Origin of the sequence: Micromonospora sp. NPDC049374, assembly GCF_040677165.1 — a bacterium.
GTDB lineage: Bacteria > Actinomycetota > Actinomycetes > Mycobacteriales > Micromonosporaceae > Micromonospora.
In genome coordinates, this window is sequence record NZ_JBFAQH010000002.1 from 1 (window position 1) to 19,528 (window position 19,528).

11 protein-coding genes and 1 rRNA gene are annotated in these 19,528 nt (G+C 71.8%); 7 read left to right on the forward strand and 5 right to left on the reverse strand.

Annotated elements, in window-relative coordinates; translation table 11 throughout:
- Window positions 1–94: ribosomal RNA gene (gene rrf, locus AB0J93_RS03375) — 5S ribosomal RNA — on the forward strand; the annotation flags it as partial.
- Window positions 95–508: 414 nt separating this feature from the next.
- On the opposite strand, the gene AB0J93_RS03380 is transcribed toward rrf, so the two are convergent.
- The 3 genes from AB0J93_RS03380 to AB0J93_RS03390 all read right to left on the reverse strand — a co-directional run bounded on the left by AB0J93_RS03380 (window position 509) and on the right by AB0J93_RS03390 (window position 6,099).
- The gene (locus tag AB0J93_RS03380) at window positions 509–2,323 is read right to left on the reverse strand and encodes a VanW family protein (RefSeq protein WP_363917734.1); all 1,815 of its coding nucleotides are present in this window, start codon (window positions 2,321–2,323) and stop codon (window positions 509–511) included.
- Between the two features lie 179 nt (window positions 2,324–2,502).
- Entirely contained in the window at window positions 2,503–3,729 is a 1,227-nt protein-coding gene (locus AB0J93_RS03385) for a polysaccharide biosynthesis protein (RefSeq protein WP_363917736.1), read from the reverse strand.
- A 45-nt stretch (window positions 3,730–3,774) separates the two neighbouring features.
- Window positions 3,775–6,099: a hypothetical protein gene (locus AB0J93_RS03390; protein ID WP_363917738.1), complete on the reverse strand. Its 2,325-nt coding sequence runs from the start codon at window positions 6,097–6,099 to the stop codon at window positions 3,775–3,777.
- A 257-nt stretch (window positions 6,100–6,356) separates the two neighbouring features.
- Here AB0J93_RS03390 and AB0J93_RS03395 point away from each other — a divergent pair, with 257 nt between their 5' ends.
- Window positions 6,357–8,075: a hypothetical protein gene (locus AB0J93_RS03395; protein ID WP_363917740.1), complete on the forward strand. Its 1,719-nt coding sequence runs from the start codon at window positions 6,357–6,359 to the stop codon at window positions 8,073–8,075.
- Complete coding sequence (locus AB0J93_RS03400) at window positions 8,072–8,233, forward strand: hypothetical protein (protein WP_363917742.1); 162 nt, start codon at window positions 8,072–8,074, stop codon at window positions 8,231–8,233. Before AB0J93_RS03395 ends, AB0J93_RS03400 begins: the two co-directional genes overlap by 4 nt.
- Before the next feature lie 126 nt (window positions 8,234–8,359).
- Here the strand turns inward: AB0J93_RS03400 and AB0J93_RS03405 are convergent, their stop codons facing one another.
- Window positions 8,360–9,520 carry a glycosyltransferase family 4 protein gene (locus AB0J93_RS03405; RefSeq protein WP_363917744.1) on the reverse strand — a complete coding sequence of 387 codons (1,161 nt, stop codon included), beginning with the start codon at window positions 9,518–9,520 and terminating at the stop codon, window positions 8,360–8,362.
- Window positions 9,521–9,831: 311 nt separating this feature from the next.
- On the opposite strand from AB0J93_RS03405, the gene AB0J93_RS03410 reads away from it, so the two are divergent.
- The 4 genes from AB0J93_RS03410 to AB0J93_RS03425 all read left to right on the forward strand — a co-directional run bounded on the left by AB0J93_RS03410 (window position 9,832) and on the right by AB0J93_RS03425 (window position 17,739).
- The gene (locus AB0J93_RS03410) at window positions 9,832–11,448 is read left to right on the forward strand and encodes a substrate-binding domain-containing protein (RefSeq protein WP_363917746.1); all 1,617 of its coding nucleotides are present in this window, start codon (window positions 9,832–9,834) and stop codon (window positions 11,446–11,448) included.
- On the forward strand, window positions 11,445–15,710 hold the full coding sequence (locus AB0J93_RS03415) for an alpha-(1->3)-arabinofuranosyltransferase (protein ID WP_363917748.1): 4,266 nt from the start codon (window positions 11,445–11,447) through the stop codon (window positions 15,708–15,710). The genes AB0J93_RS03410 and AB0J93_RS03415 overlap by 4 nt, the downstream gene beginning before the upstream one ends.
- Window positions 15,707–16,528, forward strand: a complete 822-nt coding sequence (locus AB0J93_RS03420) for a class I SAM-dependent methyltransferase (protein WP_363917750.1) — start codon at window positions 15,707–15,709, stop codon at window positions 16,526–16,528. The genes AB0J93_RS03415 and AB0J93_RS03420 overlap by 4 nt, the downstream gene beginning before the upstream one ends.
- 68 nt (window positions 16,529–16,596) lie before the next feature.
- Complete coding sequence (locus AB0J93_RS03425) at window positions 16,597–17,739, forward strand: DUF3068 domain-containing protein (protein ID WP_363917752.1); 1,143 nt, start codon at window positions 16,597–16,599, stop codon at window positions 17,737–17,739.
- An 84-nt stretch (window positions 17,740–17,823) separates the two neighbouring features.
- On the opposite strand, the gene AB0J93_RS03430 is transcribed toward AB0J93_RS03425, so the two are convergent.
- Window positions 17,824–19,494 carry a DUF885 domain-containing protein gene (locus tag AB0J93_RS03430; RefSeq protein ID WP_363917754.1) on the reverse strand — a complete coding sequence of 557 codons (1,671 nt, stop codon included), beginning with the start codon at window positions 19,492–19,494 and terminating at the stop codon, window positions 17,824–17,826.
- Window positions 19,495–19,528 lie beyond the last annotated feature (34 nt).

Sequence of the window (19,528 nt, forward strand, 5' to 3'; positions counted from 1 at the left end):
AACGCCCGGTCTCATTCCGAACCCGGAAGCTAAGCCCTCCAGCGCCGATGGTACTGCACCCGGGAGGGTGTGGGAGAGTAGGACACCGCCGGACATTCTTCCCGTTTAGGGCCACCCACAGGGTGGCCCTAAACGCGTTCCAGGGCACCGGGTCCCCGGCCCGCGATCTCCGCGTTACGACACGCCGCGGTGTGGCGAGCGCCCTCGGGGCCGGTGGGACCGGGAAAGCGGGCCAGCCGCATACGCGGGCACCGCACAATCGCCCTTACGATGACGGCAAGGCGCATCTCGACGAACACGCCGGCCGGGTATGTGGCACGCCCGGGCCTTGGTCCGGCAGCCGGAAACCTGCCTCTCCGCGACACCGCAGGGTAGGAGCGTGGAGGCGCGGATCCTCCGGAGACGACACCGAAGTCGGCGGCGGCGTCAGCCTTGGGGCTTACCGCAGGGAACGGCCCCGCCGGCGCGAAGCTGGCGGGGCCGTGACGAAGCTGGTGCCCGGCGGGCGTCAGGCAGGTTCCTTGGCGCAGATGAAGCGCGGTTCCGCGCTGTAGGTCCAGCTGAACTTCTCCCGCTTGACGACCTTGCCGTCCTTCTTGATGACCCGGAACGCGTCCTGCGTGAAGCCCTGGCTGCCGTTGGCGGGAATGCAGCTCGGTCCTGGTTCGAGGTAGACGGTCTTCGGCGAGGTGATGTTCCGCCGGGGGCCGTACTGGGTCTTCACGCTGTCCCAGATCTTCGTGCTCCAGATCGACACCGTCACCGAACTGCCGGTGTAGGAGGTGTCGATCAGAACGCCGTAGTCGGTGTTGTTGCGGAACTTGAAATCGAGGTTGGGCCAGAAGATGGTCGACTCGATGACCGCCGGGTAGCGGCTGAAGTAGTACGAATGCGGCTTGTGCTCGACGTCCTCCAGGCCGGCGTAGTACGTGGCGTTGAAGAGGGTCGTCGTGAACTGCGAGGTGCCCCCGCCGACCCCCGGAACCAGCTTGCCGTCGAGGATCACCGGCGCGTCACGGTAGCCCTGTGCGTAGCCGCGTTCGCCGGTGTGACCGTTCAGCGAGAACGTCTCGCCGGGCAGCACCACCGTGCCCTTCACATCGTTGGCGATCGTCACGATGTTCTGGCTGCGCGGCGAAGAGAGCCCGCCGGTGAAGTTGGTGGTGAAGGACGAAACCTTCTCCTTGATCCCCAGGCCACGGAGCTTCGCCGCGGTGAGCTTCGGCTCGGCCGGCTTGAGCTCGACGGAGACCGTACGACCCTCGTCGCGGGGTAGCACGGCGAGCAGGTCGGGGCCGAGATTGCCGGTGTCGACCTGCTTGCCCGCCCGCCCGTCGACCACCTTCGGCTTTCCGCCGGAGATGGTCATCGTGGCATCCTTCGGGGCCACCTCGACGGTGCCGAGCTTGTCTCCGAGCGCGGCCCGCAGTTTCTTGACGTCCACGCTGGGCGTGAGCTTGCCGGTCTTGTCAGCCTTGAAACGGAGGCCCTTCGCGATGACCTCCGGCGGGATGGTGACCGAACCACGATCGGTGGTCAGCTTGACCGGTGCCGCCACCGCCGGTTTGGCCAGCTCGGCGACCAGCCGGTCGACCTCCTCCGCGGTGGTGGCCGGATGGTTCTCGACCAGCGGGACGATCACCGGCTGCCCGCTCAACCAGCCTTCCTTTACGGCCTCGGCGGAGTGCTCCGGGTCGATGGTGAGGGCGGGCTTCGGGTAGCGCACCTTCGGCTTGGTGCCGGAGAACGTGATCGCCGGCATGGTCATCTTCCGGCCCTGGTCGCCCACGAGCTTCGTCAGGGCGGTCTCCAGCTTCGGCACGTCGACCGAGACAACCGGCTCGACCTCCCGCGACCCGACCAGGCGGTCCACGGCGTGGGCGTTCGTCGCGGCGGCGGCGGCCACGGTGGCGTCCACGTCGACAGTGAGCCCCACCTCGGCGGGGTTGATCTCAGCTGTCCGCTCGCCGACGCGTACCTGGATGGGGGCCTGGAGTTCGGCCGCCCGGCGGTCAAGTTGCGCCCGCAGCTCCCGCGCCGCGTCCGTCCGGCTGCGCCCACCGAGTTCGGTGCCGAGCACGCTGGTGCCACGTGGCACGTCGCCCGCGTACGCCCAGACGGCCACCGCACCCACCGAGCCGAGCACGGCGGTGGCCACGCCGGAGGCGAGCAGCAGCCGGAACCGGCGAGACCGGGGCCGGTCACCGCCCGGCGGGACGGGTGCCGGGCGTGCCGGCTCCTCGATCGGCCAGTTGACCGCAGTCACCTGCACCGTGGGCCGGTCATCGGCCGGCGGGGGACGTTCTTCGCCGTACAGCGTCACAACTACCTCTTAGCGACATACCGCATGCGGAGCCGGGGATCCTACTCCGGAAGAGAACTACGGTAGCCAACCAGACCACCGCCCGGCAGCCCGAGTCGACATGGATCGCCAGTCGCGCCCGTTCGGCGTGGCGTGCGTCCCGAATTTTCACTCCTGGTGACGGTCGGATGTCCCGCGCGTCAGCGTCGCCTGCGGCCGAACACCAGCCAGGCCATCACCAGGGCAGCCAGGGCGGCGACTGTCAGTGAGCAGGTCAACACCCCCGTCACCGTGCGTGGCGCGATCAATGCGGCTCCCGCCGCCAACCCGGCCGTCGCCAGCCACAGCGGTGCGGCGGGCCATCGGGCGGCGGTCGCCACCCGATCGTTCACCAGCATGAACACCACCGCGTAGAGCGCCCCGACGGCCGCGAACATCGGAGCCGTTCCGGCCAGGTGCAGGTAATCGGTGCCGCCGACGAGCCGGAAGGCCAGCTCACCGGCGACCGCTGAGCTGACCACCAGGACCGCGCCGCACGCCAGGATCAGCGCCAGCGCCACCAGTCGGGCCCGCCGATCGCCCTGGGCCAACCGGGGCAGCACCAGCAGCGTGACCACCTGAGGAGCCCAGAGCGCACCCTTGGTGAGTACCGCGCCGACGGCGTACGCACCGGAGGCGGCCACCGGTAGGAGTTGGCGGGCCAGGATCAGATCCGCGTACGAGATGGTGAGCATCGCCAGCGTCGCTCCGCACGCCGTCATCACCTGCCGCGCCCCCAGCCGCTGCGCAGCGGTGCTCGGGGCAGCGGACGTCCCGGTCGCGTCGACGTCAGGCCGTCCGGACGCGGCCGGTTCAGGCGGTCGCGGGTACTCGGGTGAACTGGCGAGACGGGCCAGGAGTGGCAGCGCGAGCAGACCGGTCAGGGTCGCCAGGAACAGGCACATTTCCGGTCCCCGGCCGAGCAGCAGCCCGGCTACCAGCCCGCCGTAGCGGCCGACGGCCACCGCGACCATCGCCGCGGCGAGCCGCAGGAAACGCTGGTCGCCCTGGAGTTCTCCGAGCCACCGGCCGCTGAGCACGGTGGCGAACGTGGTGGTCGCGAGCAGCAACGTGAGTGCCAACGGCAGCCGCAGGGCGACGGTCAACGCCGGTGCCGCGGCGACTGTCACCCCAGCCGCGAGGGCCGCGGTTCGCAACCCGAGACGGGCGGTGTCGCCGGTGCCGCTACGGGCCCGGTGGGCGGCCACCGCGATCTGCAGACCGAAACCGGGTACCGCCGCGATCGCGGCCAGCGCGAGCACCGTAGCCAACGCGCCCAGATCGGCGGCGCTGAGCCGGCGCGCACCGAGCATCGGGACGACGTACGCCAGCGCGTTGGTCACCACGGTCGCGACGGTGACCGCGGCACCGGCTGCGCCAAGTCGCAACCGTGCGACCTCCCTGCTCGTGGTCTGGGCCATGCCGACTCGGACCTACTCGGGCTTCGGCGCCGGGTTGCCGATCGCGATCTCGTTGGTGCAGAACGAGATGTCGGTCCCGTGTACGGTCAACTCGACCGAGTCCCCGCCGCCGACGATGCGGAAGAATCGCTGGTTGAGGCCCTTCTTGACCGGGAACTCGGCGGTGCCGGTGCCGAGCCGCAGCGTCGCCGTGCCGGAAGCCGAGCTGAGATAGCCGATCCGGACCACCCAGTGCCAGTCCTGGCGGGGTTCGTTCAGCGGCATTCGTACGCTCTGCCCGCCGGAGACCAGGTAGCCGCAGCCTTCCTGCGGCCCCGGCTGGGCGGTGCTACCGACGACCGTGGCCACCTGGATCCGACCGAGGGAGTCCAGCACCGACAGGTTGTCGGCCTCGTCCACGAACGTTGGACGGGTGCCGAAGGCGCGGAAGAACCGGGACTGCAGGTTGTACGGCCAGGACAGGTCGGGAACGATCTCGTTTGGAACCGGGCCGTCGAAGAACACCGTGCCAGGCGGTGCGCTGGCCATCTCGATCCGGACGGTGTCGACGTACGACCTGCCGGACTTGGCCGCCCACTCGTCGCTGTACCGGGATGTGGTCCACACGGTGCCCACGCAGACGGCGACGAGCACCAGGGCCAGCACCACGTGCACCGCCTCCCGGTAACGCTCGGGCAGCGGACCGAGCGGCCCGGGAGGAGGAGGCGAGTCGGCGGCCGGCGGTCGCCGTTCCGGCTCGGCCGGTTGCTCGACGGCCCGGCGCGGGGACGGCGTTGGAGCCGTGGCGCCGTCCGGATCCGGCCCACCGGCCGGGTGCTGGCTGGCGACCGGACTCGGGGGGGCGACCCGTCCGGTTTCGTCGTCCGGCACCGGGTCGGCGGCCCGTGGAGACGGCACATTCTCGGCAGGCTCGGCTGCTGCTGCTGCTGCTGGCTCCGGCTCGGGATCGACGGGCGCCTCGGCGTGGATGACGCCGAGCCTGGCCACCACCTGCTTCGGCGCTCCGGTCCGGACCGACTCGGCGAGCACCGGTGTGGCCGAGCCGGCGTCCGGTGCGGCCGAGCCGGCGTCCGGTGCGGCCGAGCCGGCGTCCGGTGCGGCCACGGGCCGGGGGCCGGCGTGCTCCGGAGGCGTCACCTCCGCTGGTTCCGGGTGGGCCCCCGATCTCGCTGGTGGTGTGTCGGGGTTGGCCGGTTCGGTCCCGCCGGAGACCCGGGACGGCCGGGCCAGCCCGACCACGGCGACGCCGAGACAGATGGCGGCCACCACGACGACGTCACTGACGTAGCGGGGAACGCCGCCGGCGACCCCGCTGAAGGTCGAGCCGAGCCGGGTCGCGGCCAGCATGCCCGCCACCAGCACCAGGTACGACCCGAGCAGCAGCCAGGCGCGGCCGGCGCGACGACGACGGCGTACGGTCGCCACGATCAGGGCCACGACCAGCGTCCAGGCCACCCATCTGCCGAGTTCCGGCGGTGCCGCGACCGGTGCGCCATCGCCGGCCCCCAACCAGCGCCACGGCCCGCCGACCAGGCCGGGCATCACGGTGGACCCGAGCATCTGGGTGAGGAACGTGAACACCTCGTCGACCGACGTCGGCCGCCGCAGTGAGGACTCCGAGTTGCTCAGGTAGGCGGCGAGGAAACCGAGCGACAGCGCGGTCAGCAGCAACCAGGACGGCCACCAGCGGCGGATCGTGGTCCAGATGGTGCGGAAGAAGCCGCCGTCGGCGTAGAGGGCGGCGGTGAGCAGGAAGACCAGCGCCACGACCAGGATCGCCTTCTCGAAGAAGAGGAGGCCGAGTAGCACGGACAGGGCCAGCGTCACCAGATGCCGTTTGCGCCCGGTCTGCACATAACCGACCTGCGCGCTCACCGCGAGCACCATGGCGATCTGCATCGGCAGCATGTTGACCCCGACGGCCCACCACGACGTGGCCTCCAGGGTCAGCGGGCTGAACATCAGGGCGCCGAGCGGGAGGAGTAGCAGCCAGGACGGTCGCAGCAGCCGACGCAGCAACCGGAAGAAGGTGATGCCGAGGATCGCCTGGCCGAGCGCCATCAGCAGCACGTACGGCCAGTACACCATCCCGACGTGTTCGGTGATCAGCCAGGTGAGCAGCCGGCCAGCCGGCATGAGGTGGTTGTTGTAGAGGGTGAGCAGGTGCTCGACGGTCAGGTCGGACTCCGCCGCCTGGGTGATCATCACGTAGTCGTCGGCCGCCAGGAAGCCTCGCGAGGCCACCTGGGCACGCCACAACACGCTTAGCGCGACGATGGCGAGCGCCACCGTTCGGATCCGGTCCGTACCCAGCCAACCGCCGGTGCGGTCCGCCACGGACGTACCGTCCGCGGCCATCGACGAACCCTCACCAACCCGGCCCGGACGCGGCGCGTCCGGCCCAGCGGCCCGGTCGACCGTAAGGGGAGGTGGAGAAGGGTTCGATGCCATGGCGGGAACACTGCCACACCGACCGTCGCGCCTTGCATCAGGTCAACGGATGGTTCGATGGTCATCGGGCCGATGACGGCCGCGTACAGTGGCCGCCACCAGCGTGGCCGATCGCCGCGCACCGGCATTGGTGAGGTCGACGGATGCGGGAACGGCTGGTGCCGCACGCGGTGGCCACCGCCGTGACGACGGTGGTGCTCGCACCGCTGGCCCTGCCCGGGTACGTGCTGCGCTACGACATGGTCTTCGTGCCCCGGCCGGCGTTGAGCTGGGAGGTGATCGCCCCGGCCACGGCCCTGCCCCGGGCCGTCCCGCAGGACGCCGTGGTGGCGCTGGCCTCGCAGTTGTTCCCAGGATGGTTGCTGCAACGACTGGTGCTGGTGGCGATTGTCTACCTGGCCGCGCTGGGTGCCGCGCGGCTGGTGCCGACCGAGCGGGTCGGGGTGCGGGTGGTGGCCGCACTCGGGTACGCGTGGACGCCGTACCTGGCCGAGCGGTTGCTGATCGGGCAGTGGGGGCTGCTGGTCGCGTACGCCGCGTTGCCCTGGCTGGTGCGGGCCGCGATCGGGGTGCGTGATGGCGAGCGGGGTGCCCTGCGCCGGCTGTTGCTGGCGGCGGCGGCGTCCGCGATCACCCCGACCGGCGGGCTGCTCGCCCTGGTCGTGGTCACCGTGCTGCTGGTCGGGCGGTACCCGGGGGCGGCCCGGACGGCGCTGACCGGGGTGGGTACGACGGTGCTGTTGAACGCGCCGTGGCTGGTGGCCGGGTTCGTCAGCGCGGGGACCGGCCGGTCCGATCCGGCCGGAGTGGCGGTCTTCGCCGCCCGATCGGAGAACTGGGCGGGGCCGCTTGTGGCATTGGCCGGCACCGGCGGTATCTGGAACGGGCAGGCCACCCCGGCCTCCCGCAGCGGATGGCTGATACCCCTGGCGACGCTGCTGGTGCTGGCGGTCGCCGGGTACGGCGTGCCGGTGCTGTGGCGCCGCTGGTCGCGGCCGGTCGCCGGTCGGCTCGGGTTGTTGGCGGTCGCTGCGTGGCTGGGCGCTGCGCTCGGGGCGCTGCCCGGCGGGGCCGGTCTGCTGGGCTGGTTGGTCACCGCCGTGCCCGGTGCCGGGTTGCTCCGCGACGGGCAGAAACTGCTGGTGCCGTACGTGCTGCTGCTGGCGGTAGTCGGGGCGCTCGGAGCGGAGCGACTGGCCGGACGCCTCGCGGCCCGGTTCGACCTGGCCACCGGCCGGGTGCTGGTGGCCGGTGCGGCGTTGCTGCCGCTGGCGGTGCTGCCCGATCTTGCCGTCGGCGCGGCGGGACGGCTGTGGCCGGTGGCGTGGCCGGCGGATTGGGAGACGGTGGCGCGGCTCGTCGACGAGCGGCCGGGCGAGGTGGTGTCGCTGCCGTTCCAGGAGTATCAGAGCTACGCGTGGAACGGTGGCCGGGTGGTGATCGACCCGGCGCCTCGTTACCTCGGCGTGCCGGTCCTGATCGACGACACGCTGCGGGTGGACGGCACGGCGGTCGCCGGGGAGGACCCTCGCGCCGCCCGGCTGCGTGAGCTGCTCGCGGCCGGCGAGCCGGTGGCGGCGGCGGGTCCACGCTGGGTGCTGGTGCAGCGCGCCGCCGGCCCGACCCCGGACCCGGCGACGTTGGCCGGACTGCGACAGGTGTACGGCGGTAACGAGCTGACGTTGTACGAGAATCCGGCGTGGCGGCCGGCAGCGCGGCCGAGCCACCCCGGCCCGGTGGGCCTGGCGCATCTGTTGGCCGGAACGGTGGTGCTGGCACTCGTTTTTTCGGGCACTGCGCGATGGTGCTACCGCGTGGTAGCGTCCCGGCACGCGAGTCCCGCGGAAGGAGAAGGTGGATGAGGAACCTGCCCGCGTTCGTCGCCGTCGGGGTACTCGGTGTCGTGCTCGGCATGCTCGGCAGCGTCGGTCTGGCGAACGTGCTCAGCCCGTCCGCCAATGAGGCCGCCAACACCAAGGTGAGTGAGCAGACCGAGGCCCCGCTGTACGGCACGCGCTGACCTCGAACGGCGAAAAGGCGCCCGCGGTATGCGGGCGCCTTTCGTCGTGTCCGGGGTCGACGGCTTGAGCGCGGCCGATCAAGCCGGCCGGATCAGCGGGTCTGATCAGCCGGCTTGGTCGGCCGGTCAGCCGGTGCGGGCGGTTGCCGCCGCGACCAGCTGTGCGAAACGCGCACCGGTCGCAGTCCAGGTGTAACGGGCCGCGTGGGACAGGGCCGCCTCGCCCATCGCCTTGCGCCGGACATCGTCGGCGAGCAGTTCCCGAACGGCCGCCGTGAACTCCTGCTCGTCGTCGACCAGCAGGCCGGTCTCCGTGTCGACCATCGCCTCGGCGACCCCGCCCGCATACCTGAAGGCCACGGTCGGGGTGCTGCGTGCGGCGGCCTCCACGATGGTCAGACCCCAGCCCTCCTTGAGCGACGGGGTGAGCGCGAGCCAGGCGGAGCAGAGCAGGGCGTGCTTCTTCTCCTCGCTGACAAAGCCGGTGAACCGTACCCGGTCGGTGATCCCGAGGGCGGCGCACCGCTCGCGCAGCGGCTCATCCCACCACCCCTGCCCGGCCACCACCAGCTCCAACTCGGGCAGCTCCGGGGCCAGCTCGGCGACGGTACGCAGGGCGATCTCGACCCGTTTGTGCGGAACCAGGCGGCCGAGTACCAGCAGTGACGGGTTGGGGGTGCGGGGCAGCGGCGGGCCGGTCACCGGAGGGGTCCCGTTGGGCACCACGTCGATGCGTTCGGCGTCGACGCCGAGGGCCGCCAGCTCGGCGCGAGTCGCTTCGGAGACCGTGACGTAGCGGCACCGTCGGTAGATGCGTACCGCGAGCCAGGATTCGATCCACCAGCCGAGCCGGCACATCCACGGCCCGAACACCACCGGCCACTGCTCCCGGTGCACGTGGTGGACAAGCGCGATGACCGGCCGCCCGGCGTAGAGCGGGGCGAAGAACGGCACACCGTTGCAGACGTCGACGATCAGGTCCGGACGGCCGAGACCGCGCCGGCTCAGCGCGCCCAACCCGAACCGGCCGGCGAGGCAGATCAGCGCCGCCCGGAGGTACACGGTCATCCGGGAGCCGCGACGCAGCACGCGTACGCCGGATTCGGTGGTTCCGGTCGGTCCGGCGTTTTCGTGGGCGGCACAGAGCAGAGTCACTCGGTGACCGAAGGTGACCAGCTCGGCGGCGATCCGCTCGATGTAGACCTCCGAGCCGCCGCCCTCGGGGTTGGTGGTGTCTCGCCAGTTGAGGAACAGGACGTGGCGGGAGGGGGTGTCGGTGTTGTCCACGCTGCTCCTACTGGTGAGTAAGTGAGCACGATCGCGCCACCCTAGGGCGGTCCGGCCCGGCTGCGCAATGGGCAGATCCGGCGGGCGACGATCCGGTAACGGGTCGTGGACGGGGGGTTTGCCGACGGGCGGAAACCTTGGCAGGGTGTGCAGCGCAACCGCGTGCGATGCCCGGTGTCTGGTGGCCGATCTCGCTGCGGCAGGTGTTGTGACCTGCGGTGGGACATCGTCCGCAGGCGTGACGAGGAGGTGAGGCGGCGGTGGTTGCCGACCGTCCCGCGCCGGCGCGCGTCCTGTCCCACCGTTCACCGGTGGTGCTGCTCAGTGCCGCCCTGGTGCTGCTGCTTGCCGGCTGGGCGGCGGTGGCGTACATCCGGGCCGATCGGGGCACCCCGACCTGCGTCGAACAGGTTCGACTCCGAGTGGTGGCCGCGCCGGTGATCGCCCCGGCAGTCGACCGGGTGGCCCGAGCCAACGCCGGAAATCAACCGTGCGTCTCCGTCGAGGTGCAGGCCCGTCCGTCGGCGGCCGTCGCCCGGGAACTCGCCAACGACGGCGACGTCGCCGACGCGTGGCTGCCGGAGTCGACGTTCTGGCTGCGCCGGGCCCGTGCCGCCGGTGCTTTCGAGGTGCCCGGGCAGGGCACGCCGGTGGCGAGCACCCCGGTGGTGCTGGCCGTCACCGAGCGGGTCGCGCGTCGATCCGGTTGGCCCGACAAGCCGCTGAACTGGGCGTCGCTCCTGGGTACCCGGGCGAGAACGGTCCAGGTGGGGCTGCCCGATCCGGCAGCCGACCCGGCCGGGGTCGGCGCCCTGCTCGGCGCCCGTGCACTGGCCGACGACAACCGGGACTCGGCCGCGACCGTGGCGGCCACGTTGCGTCGTCTCGCCGAGCGGACCTTCAGCCCGGCCGAGGAAGCCAGCTCGTTGACCCCGAATCAGGACCTGCCCGGCCGGGTGAGCGTCGTCGCCGCCAGCGAACAGGCGGTGCTGGAACACAACGCGCTGGCGGCCACCGGCAAGCTGGTCGCGGCGTACCCGGAGGTCGACGTGCCGTGGCTGGACCTGCCGTACGTGGTGCTGCCGGCCGCGCAGGGCCGGGCCCGCGACGCCGCCGGCGCGTTCCTCGACACGCTGCTGACCGGCGAGGCCCGGGAAGTGTTCGCCGGTTACGGTTTCCGGACCGCAGCCGGTTTTCCGCCGGCCATGCCGGAGGACGACCGCCTGCGGGCCGAGGAACGCCGTCCGGTGCCGCTACCCGCCGAGGAGACGGTCAGCGACGTGTTGACCGGTTGGAGCGGCGTACAGCGCAGCGCCCGGATCCTCACCCTGCTGGACATCTCCGGTTCGATGGCCGCGCCGGTACCGGCCGGTGGCACCCGACTCGACGCCACGGTGCGGGCCGCTCGGGAGGGGGCGGCGCTGCTGCTGGACAACAGTGAACTCGGCATCTGGGCCTTCTCCACCAAGGTCGACGGCGAGCGGGACTACCGCGAGGTCCTGCCGGTGCGCCCGCTGGGTGGCCAGCGCAAACGGTTGACCGAGGCGTTGGCTGAGATCCGGGTCAAGCCGCAGGGTGGCACCGGGCTGTACGACAGCACGCTGGCGGCGTACCGCGACGCGCGCCGCAACTGGACACCGGGCCGGATCAACCTGGTGCTCGTGATGACCGACGGGCGCAACGAGGACGACGACACCGTCGGGCGGGCCGCCTTCCTGGCCGAACTCAAGCGGTTGCAGGAACCACGCCGCCCCCTGCCGATCATCTTCATCGGTCTCGGCGCGGACATCGACCCGGAGGAGCTGAAGGCCATCACGAAGGTCACCGGCGGGCGGGTCTTCGTCACCGAGCAGCCGGGCGGGATGCGGCGCATCTTCTTCTCGGCGTTGGCCGACCTGAGCTGCCTGCCACCGGAGTGCCGACGATGAGGGGAATGCCGGCGCGGCTGCGCCGCTCGCCCGGCACGCTGCTGTCGCTGTTGCTGCTCACCGCGATCGCCTTCGGCCAGCGGCCCGGTCAGGTCACCTTCGACACCAAACTCGACCTGGCCGCGAACCCGATCCACTTCATGGCCCGGGCGCTGCACCTGTGGAACCCGGAAGCCACCTCGGGGGAGTTGCAGAACCAGGCGTACGGCTACCTGTTCCCGATGGGACCGTTCTTCGCCGCCGGGCAGTGGCTGGCGGTACCGCCGTGGATCACGCAGCGGCTGTGGACGGCACTGCTGCTGGCCGCCGCCTTCTACGGGCTGCTGCGGCTGGCCCGGGCGCTGCACATCGGCACCGAACCGACCCGGTACGCGGCGGCGCTCGGCTACGCGCTGGCCCCGCGGATCCTCACCGAGGTCGGTGCGCTCTCCTCGGAGACGCTTGCCGCCTCGATGCTGCCCTGGGTGCTGCTGCCGCTGGTGACCGTACGCCGAATCGGTTCGCCGCGCCGGGCCGCCGCGCTCTCCGCCCTGGCGGTGCTCGGCATGGGCGGGATCAACGCGGCGGTGGTGCTGATGGCGCTGCTGCTGCCCGGCGTCTGGCTGCTCACCCGACGGTGGGACGCGCAGCACGTACGTCTGGTCGCCTGGTGGTGCGCCAGCGTCGTCGCGGTCTGCCTGTGGTGGATCGTGCCGCTGCTGCTGCTCGGTCAGTACAGCCTCCCCTTCCTCGACTACATCGAGTCGTCCACCACGACCACTGCGGTGGCCTCCCTGTTCCAGGCGGTACGCGGCACCAACCAATGGGTCGCGTACATCGTGCAGGGCGAGCCGTGGTGGCCGGCGGGCTGGCTGCTGATCGACCACCCGGTGCTGATGGCGCTGACCGCGGTGGTGGCGCTGATCGGGCTGGCCGGGCTGGCCGGCAACCTGCTGCCCCAGCGGCGTTTCCTGGTGACCGGGTTCCTCACCGGGCTGACCCTGCTCACCATCGGCTACGTCGGGGCGGTGGACAGCCCGGTCTCCGAGCTGGTCCGCGATCTGCTGGACGGCCCGTTGGCGCCGTTCCGCAACGTGCACAAGCTCGACCCGGTGCTGCGGCTGCCGTTGATGCTCGGGTTCGCGCACGGCGTCGACGCGGTGGCCACCCGGATGCATCACGCGCTGGCCCGCCGTAGGCCCGGGATCCGGCTGCGTCCGCTGGTCTTCGTACCGGTGCTGCTGCTCGTGCTGGGTGCCGCCGCACCGGCGTGGCTGGGCCTGTTGCGCCCCGGTCCGGGCTGGTCCGACCTGCCGCCGCACTGGCGATCGGCGGCGACCTGGCTGGCCGACCGCGACGCGCTGGCCCGCACGCTTGTGATACCCGGCTCCGGCTTCGGGCAGTACGACTGGGGACGCACGGTCGACGAGCCGTTGCAGGCGCTGGCCGAGGCGCCGTGGGCGGTCCGCAGCCAGATCCCGCTGGGTTCGGCGGGCAACACCCGGATGATGGACACCGTCGAGGAGGTACTGGCCAGCGGCCGGGGCTCGGCCGGCCTGGCCGACCTGCTCGCCCGCTCCGGCTTCCGGCACCTGCTGCTGCGCAACGACATCGACCGGACCCAGGTGGACGCGCCGCCGGTGACGGTGCTGCGCCGGGCGCTGGCCGACTCGCCCGGCATCGCCCGGGTGGCCACCTTCGGCACCACCGAGGCACTGTCCCGGACACTCGGCAGCCCGGTGGACGACGGTGCCGGTTCCCCACCCGCGATCGAGGTGTACGAGGTGCAGCGGACGGTGCCGACCGCCTCGGCGGTGCTGACCGCCGACGTGCCGACGGTCACCGGTGGTCCGGAGTCGCTGCTGCCCCTGCTGGAACAGGGGGTGGTGGAACGGGACCGGCCGGTGGTGCTCGCCGGTGACCGGGACGCGTCCCCGGACGACGCCGTCGGCGACCGGTGGATCGTCACGGACGGCCTGCGTCGCCGGGAGCGCGACATCGGCCGGGTCCGGGACAACCTCTCCCAGACGTTGACCGCGAACGAAGCGGGGCGGCAACGCCGGGTCGCCCTCGACGTGCTTCCCTTCCCCGGCGAGCAGCACCAGACGACCGCGACCTACCAGGGCATCCGCGAGGTGACGGCGTCCTCGGCCGCGAGCTTCGTGGACAGCTTCGGCCCGGCCGACACCTCGCACCTGCCGTTCGCCGCCATCGACGGGGTGCCCGACACGGCCTGGCACTCGGCGCCGCTCGTCGGACCGGTCGAACAGTGGCTTCAGGTGGATCTGGACACCCCTCGCCAGGTCGACAGCGTGCGACTCGCCTTCGTCAGCGATCTGGCGGTGGGCTGGCCGGTGGAGCGGTTCCGGCTCACCACGGATCGGGGTTCGGTCGATCACGAGGTGGCGCCCACGCTGGGCGGTCACTCGTACTACACGTTGCCCGGCCCCACCAGCCGGATCCGGGTGACGGTGCTGGCGGTGGCCGGTGGCCGCCTCGACGGTGCCGTCGGCATCCAGGAGCTGACCATCCCGGACACCGAACCGCGCCGGGCGCTGCGGGCTCCGGCAGATCTGCCGGACAGTCTGTCGACGCCGGCCAGCTGGGCGTTCAGCCGTGGACCGGCGGACCGGCCGGCGTGCTATCCGGCGCAGCAGACCGGCCCGGAGCCGGTGCCCGCTGGCGGCTCCGGCGGGGCGTCCACCCGGCCGGACGGCACGGTGATCCGGTGCGACCGCTTCCTGGCCCGGGTCGGTGAAGAGCCACTGGGCCTGGACCGGTTGTTCCGCAACCCGGCCGCCGGCACGTATCGGATGGAGCTGTCGGCGGTGCCGCGTCCGGGTGGTGAGCTGACGCTCTCCGGTACGAAGGTGCGGGCGGCTTCGTCGTCCCGACTGAGCGGTGACCCGGCGGTCGCCGCGTACGCGGCAATCGACGGTGACCCGGCAACGGCCTGGCTGGCCGGCACCGGGGACCTACGTCCCACCCTGAAGCTGAGCTGGTCCGGTGCGCGTCGCATCGACCGGTTGCGGCTGCGGGGCAGCCAGTTGCCGATCGGATCGCTTCCACAGCAGGTGGAAATCCACACGCCCGGTCGCGAGGTGCAGGTGCCGGTCGAGGCCGACGGGACGGTCAGCTTCCCGGCGGTGCGTACCGACCGGCTCGACATCGTGGTGCGGGAGACCGAGCACCGGTTGGCGGATCTGCGGGGGAACGGCTGGCCCGCCACGGCCGGCATCGCGGAGGTGGAGATCCCGGCACTGGCGAGCCTGCTCGGCCCCGTCGACACCGACATCCGGGTGGTGGAGCGCTGCGGGACCGGACCAACCGTCGAACTGGGCGGCTTCCGATACGACACCTCGGTCTCCGCCAGCCTGGCTGACGTGCTGGCCGGACGGCCGGTGCCGGTCCGCATCTGCGGGGAGGACGGCGCGGTGCTGGACCTGCCGGCGGGCGGGCACCGCCTGGCCACCTCGCCGTCGACGGGGTTCGTCGTCCAGGACGCGACCCTGCGGCCCGAGGACGACGCGCGCCCCGGGCCCCGGCATCGGGAGGTGACCGTGCTCGACTGGGCGGCGACCGACCGTACCGTCCGGGTTGCCGCCGGTGAGCAGGCGTTGCTCGTGGTGCCGGAGAACGCCAACGCCGGCTGGACGGCCACTCTCGACGGAGAGACGCTGGCGAGTTCCCGGGTGGACGGGTGGCAGCAGGCATGGGTGCTGCCGGCCGGCTCCGGCGGCGAGGTCCGGCTCGTCTTCGCCCCCGACCGGGCGTACCGGGGCGGTCTGGCGGCCGGCGCGGTGGCGGTGGTCGGCGTGCTGGTGCTGGCCGCCTGGCCGGTGCGCCGCCGGGTGGTGACCGGTGGGGACGCCGCGGACGCCATTGCCGCCGAGGCGCCGGCCTGGGCGATCGGTGTGCTGCTGGTGATGCTGCTCGCCGTGTTGGGCGGGGTGCTTCCGGTGGCCATCGTGCTGGCCGCGATGCTGTTGCGGCAGTTGGCGGTACGTGCCCTGCCGGTGGTGGTGCTCGGCGGGCTGACCGTGGCCACCGTGACCGCCGTGGCCGGTCGGTTGCAGGGCCACGGGCAGGACTGGGCGTACCGGTCGTGGGTGCAGGCGGCGATGCTTGTCGCGATCGGCGCGGTGGTCGCCGCGGTCGTTCCGGTCCCCGGTGTACGCCCCGGTCCGACCATCCCGCATGATGTGACGCCGGGCACGTCCGGTGGGCCGCCGGACGTGGCCGCCGGCCGGGGTGAGGACGAGGACGGGACGGTGGCGCGGTGACGGCAGCGGACGACCGTACGCGGCGGGCGGAGCGGCGCCGCTTCGCCTCGCTGCGCCGGTCGGTGGCCCTGTTCCGGGCGTTCCTCGTGGAGCAGACCGACCCCGACCACTTCTACGGCCTGCTGGCCGCCGACTCGGTGCGTCAGGTGTCCGGCTACACCGAGCTGGCCGGCCGGACGCTGCTCGACGTGGGCGGCGGCCCGGGTTACTTCGCGGCCGCCTTCCGCGCGGCCGGCGCCCGCTACCTCGGGCTGGATCCGGACGTCGGGGATTTCTCCGCGGCCGGTGAGTCGGTGGCGGGGATGTTGCGGGGCAGCGGGACGGCGTTGCCGATCCGCAGCGGCAGCGTGGACGTGGCGTTCTCGTCCAACGTCGTCGAACACGTCGCCGAGCCGCCCCGGATGCTCGACGAGATGGTACGGGTGACCCGGCCCGGCGGGCTCATCTTCGTGTCGTACACCCCCTGGCTGTCGCCGTGGGGCGGCCACGAGACCGCGCCCTGGCACTACCTCGGCGGCAACCGGGCCCGCCGTCGCTACGAACGGCGGATGGGACGGCCGCCCAAGAACCGCTACCGGGAGACGCTGTTCCCGGTCTCGATCGCGGACACGCTGCGTTGGGCGCGGGGCAACGGTGACGTCGAGGTGCTGGACGCGTTGCCGCGCTATCACCCCTGGTGGGCGCGGTGGGTGATCCGGGTGCCCGGCGTTCGGGAGGTGGCCGCGTGGAACTTCGTGCTCGTACTGCGCAGGGCCGGCGAACGGCAGCCCGGTGCGGTGGAGAAATCAGAGCTGACCGGGGGTCGCGTGGCTATGTGACTTGGTAGTAACCTCGCGGCCATCCCACTGATTGACATCGACGATATTGAGCTCCTCAGGGAGGAAACATGAAGCACCGCGCCGTGGGTGCCGTGCTGTTCGGCGGCGGCGTCCTGCTCCTGGCGCTGGCCGCCGGGTTGGTGTTCGTCGTCAAGCCCGCGATGACCAAACTGCCCTACGACCTGGAGTCGTCGACGTCGGTGGCCGAGGCCAGGGCGGCGACGTTCCTGCAGATCACCAACGGCGCGGTCGACATCGTCGATCAGACGGACCTGAGGTCGACCGTCCAGGTCACCCCGGAGCGTGCCAAGACCGCGGCGCTCAGCGGCGACCTCGCCGGTGACGCGGTGGTCTGGCGGGTCGGCCAGACCGTCGAGCGGACCGACTCCAAGGAACTGGTCAGCGCGTACGGTGCCGAGCTGGCCCTGGACCGGGTCTCCGCGGCGGCCGTCGACTGGAACGAGCAGTTCCTCGACGAGAGCGGCACGCCGGAGAAGGTCACCTTCGCCGGCCAGGTCTACAAGTTCCCGTTCAACTCGGCGAAGGGCAACTACGAGGTCTTCGACCGGGATCTGCGGCAGACCCGGATGGCCGAGTTCAAGGGCACCGAGGACATCAACGGCATCGAGGCGTACCGGTACGAGCAGGTCATCACCGACGAGAAGCTGCCGCTGGCCACCGACCGGGTGGCACTGCTGCTCGGTGCGCTCGCCCCCGGCTCGACGTCGGGTGACGTCGTCTACAGCAACACCCGTACGGTCTGGGTGGACCCGGTCACCGGCTCCTACCTGAAGGTCCGGGAGCAGCAGAAGAAGGTGCTCGTGCCGAACACGGGCACCCCGGTGACACTGCTGGACGCCGACTTCGCCTACAACGAGGAGACCGTGGCGTCCTCGGTGGACCGGGCCAAGGAGAGCCGGAACCAGCTCAACATCCTCGGAGTGTTCGCACCGCTCGGGCTCGCCGTACTGGGCCTGGTGCTGATCCTCGTCGGGCTGCTGGTCTCCCGCAGCCGTACCCCGGCCACCGTGGCCCGGCACGCCGCCGCGGACCCGGCGCCGACCCGGGTCGACCAGCCGCCGGTACGGGACGACGCGCGGGAGGGCGGGCCGTTGACCGACGAGATCCCGCCGGCCTCCACCAACTGGAAGTCCGAGGAGTCCACGGTGCCGAGCCAGCGGTCGGCGCAGGGCGAGTCGGAGAAGCAGTAGCACCAGATGTGACGTTGCGGGGGCGGGCCGTCGGCCCGCCCCCGCAAACGTCAGCCGCGAACCGCGAATCAGCCGATCAGGGTGTCAGAGCCGGGCCAGCGCCCGGCGGAGCGGGTCGAGACCGAGCCCGCCGAGGTCGAGCGCCTGGCGGTGGAACTCCCGCAGGTCGAAGTCGGCGCCCTTGCGGGCCTTCGCGTCCTCCCGCGCCTGAAGCCAGATCCGCTCGCCCACCTTGTACGACGGCGCCTGCCCCGGCCAGCCCAGGTAGCGGTTGAGCTCGAAGCGCAGCATCTCGTCCGGCACCCGGCAGTGCGCCCGCAGGAACTCCCAGCCCAGCTCCGGGGTCCAGCGCTCACCCGGGTGGAAGTCGAACGGGTTGTCCTTGGGAATCTCCAGCTCCAGATGCATGCCGATGTCCACGATCACGCGGGCCGCCCGCAGCGCCTGGCCGTCCAGCATCCCGAGCCGGTTTCCCGGGTCGTCCAGGTAACCCAACTCCTCCATCAGCCGCTCTGCGTACAACGCCCAGCCCTCGCCGTGCCCGGAGACCCAGCAGAGCAGCCGCTGCCAGCGGTTGAGCAACTCGGCCCGGACGGCGGTCTGGCCGATCTGGAGGTGATGCCCGGGGACCCCCTCGTGGTAGACGGTGGTCACCTCCCGCCAGGTGGAGAAGTCCGTGAGGCCCTGCGGTACCGCCCACCACATCCGACCCGGTCGGGCGAAGTCCTCGCTCGGGCCGGTGTAGTAGATGGAGCCGTCACTTGTCGGCGCGATCATGCACTCGATGCGGCGGACCTGCTCGGGGATGTCGAAGTGGGTGCCGTTGAGGTCGCTGATCGCCTGGTCGGCCAACTCCTGCATCCAGTCGCGGAACGCGTCCCGGCCCCGGATGGTGCGGGCCGGGTCGGCGTCCAACGCCGCCACGGCCTCGTCGATGGTGGCGCTCGGACCGGCTATCTGGGCGGCCACCGTCCGCATGTCGGCCTCCAGCCGGGCCAACTCCGTGAACCCCCAGGCGTACGTCTCGTCGAGGTCGATCCGGGCCCCGAGGAAGTACTGGGAGGCCAGCTCGTAGCGCTCGCGGCCGGCAGCCTGCTTGTCCCGCCCGTGTGGGGCCAGCTCGGTACGCAGGAACTGCCCGAACTCGGCGGTCGCCGCCGTGGCCGCCGCCGCACCCCGACGCAACTCGGAGCCGAGGGCGCTCTCCTCGCCCAGCCGCTCGACCAGCCCGTGGAAGACGTTGTCACCGTCCGGATCGACCCATGTGTCGCACTGCTTGGCCACTTCGATCAGCTGTGCGCGCGAGCTGACCCGTCCGGCGGCCGCCGCCTCGCGCAACGTGGTCTTGTACTCCTCCAACGTGCTCGCGAAGAGGTTCAGCCGGGCGGCCAGGTTGGCTCGGGCCTGCTCCCCGTCGGTGGGCATCAGGTCGAAGACCATCCGGATCTCGTGCAGCCCGCTGGTGATGACGCTCACCTCGCTGGCGGTCTCCCCGGCGTCGTACCGGTCCAGTTCGAGGCCCAGGCGTTCCTGCATCGCCTCCCGCGCGGTGCGCTCGGATTCCGTCGCCGGCTCGATGGTGTCGAGCTCGGCCAGGGTGCGTCGGGTCAGTTCGGCGCGTGCCGCGTACCCGTCCGGGGACAGGTCGTCGAACTTGTCGTCGTAGCCGGCGATGCCGACGTAGGTGGCGCCGGTCGGGCTCAGCGCGGCCCAGTCGGCGACGTAGCGGTCCGCGAGATCGTCGATTCTTCCCACGCTGCGCACCCTACGCGAGGCGCACGCCGAGAGG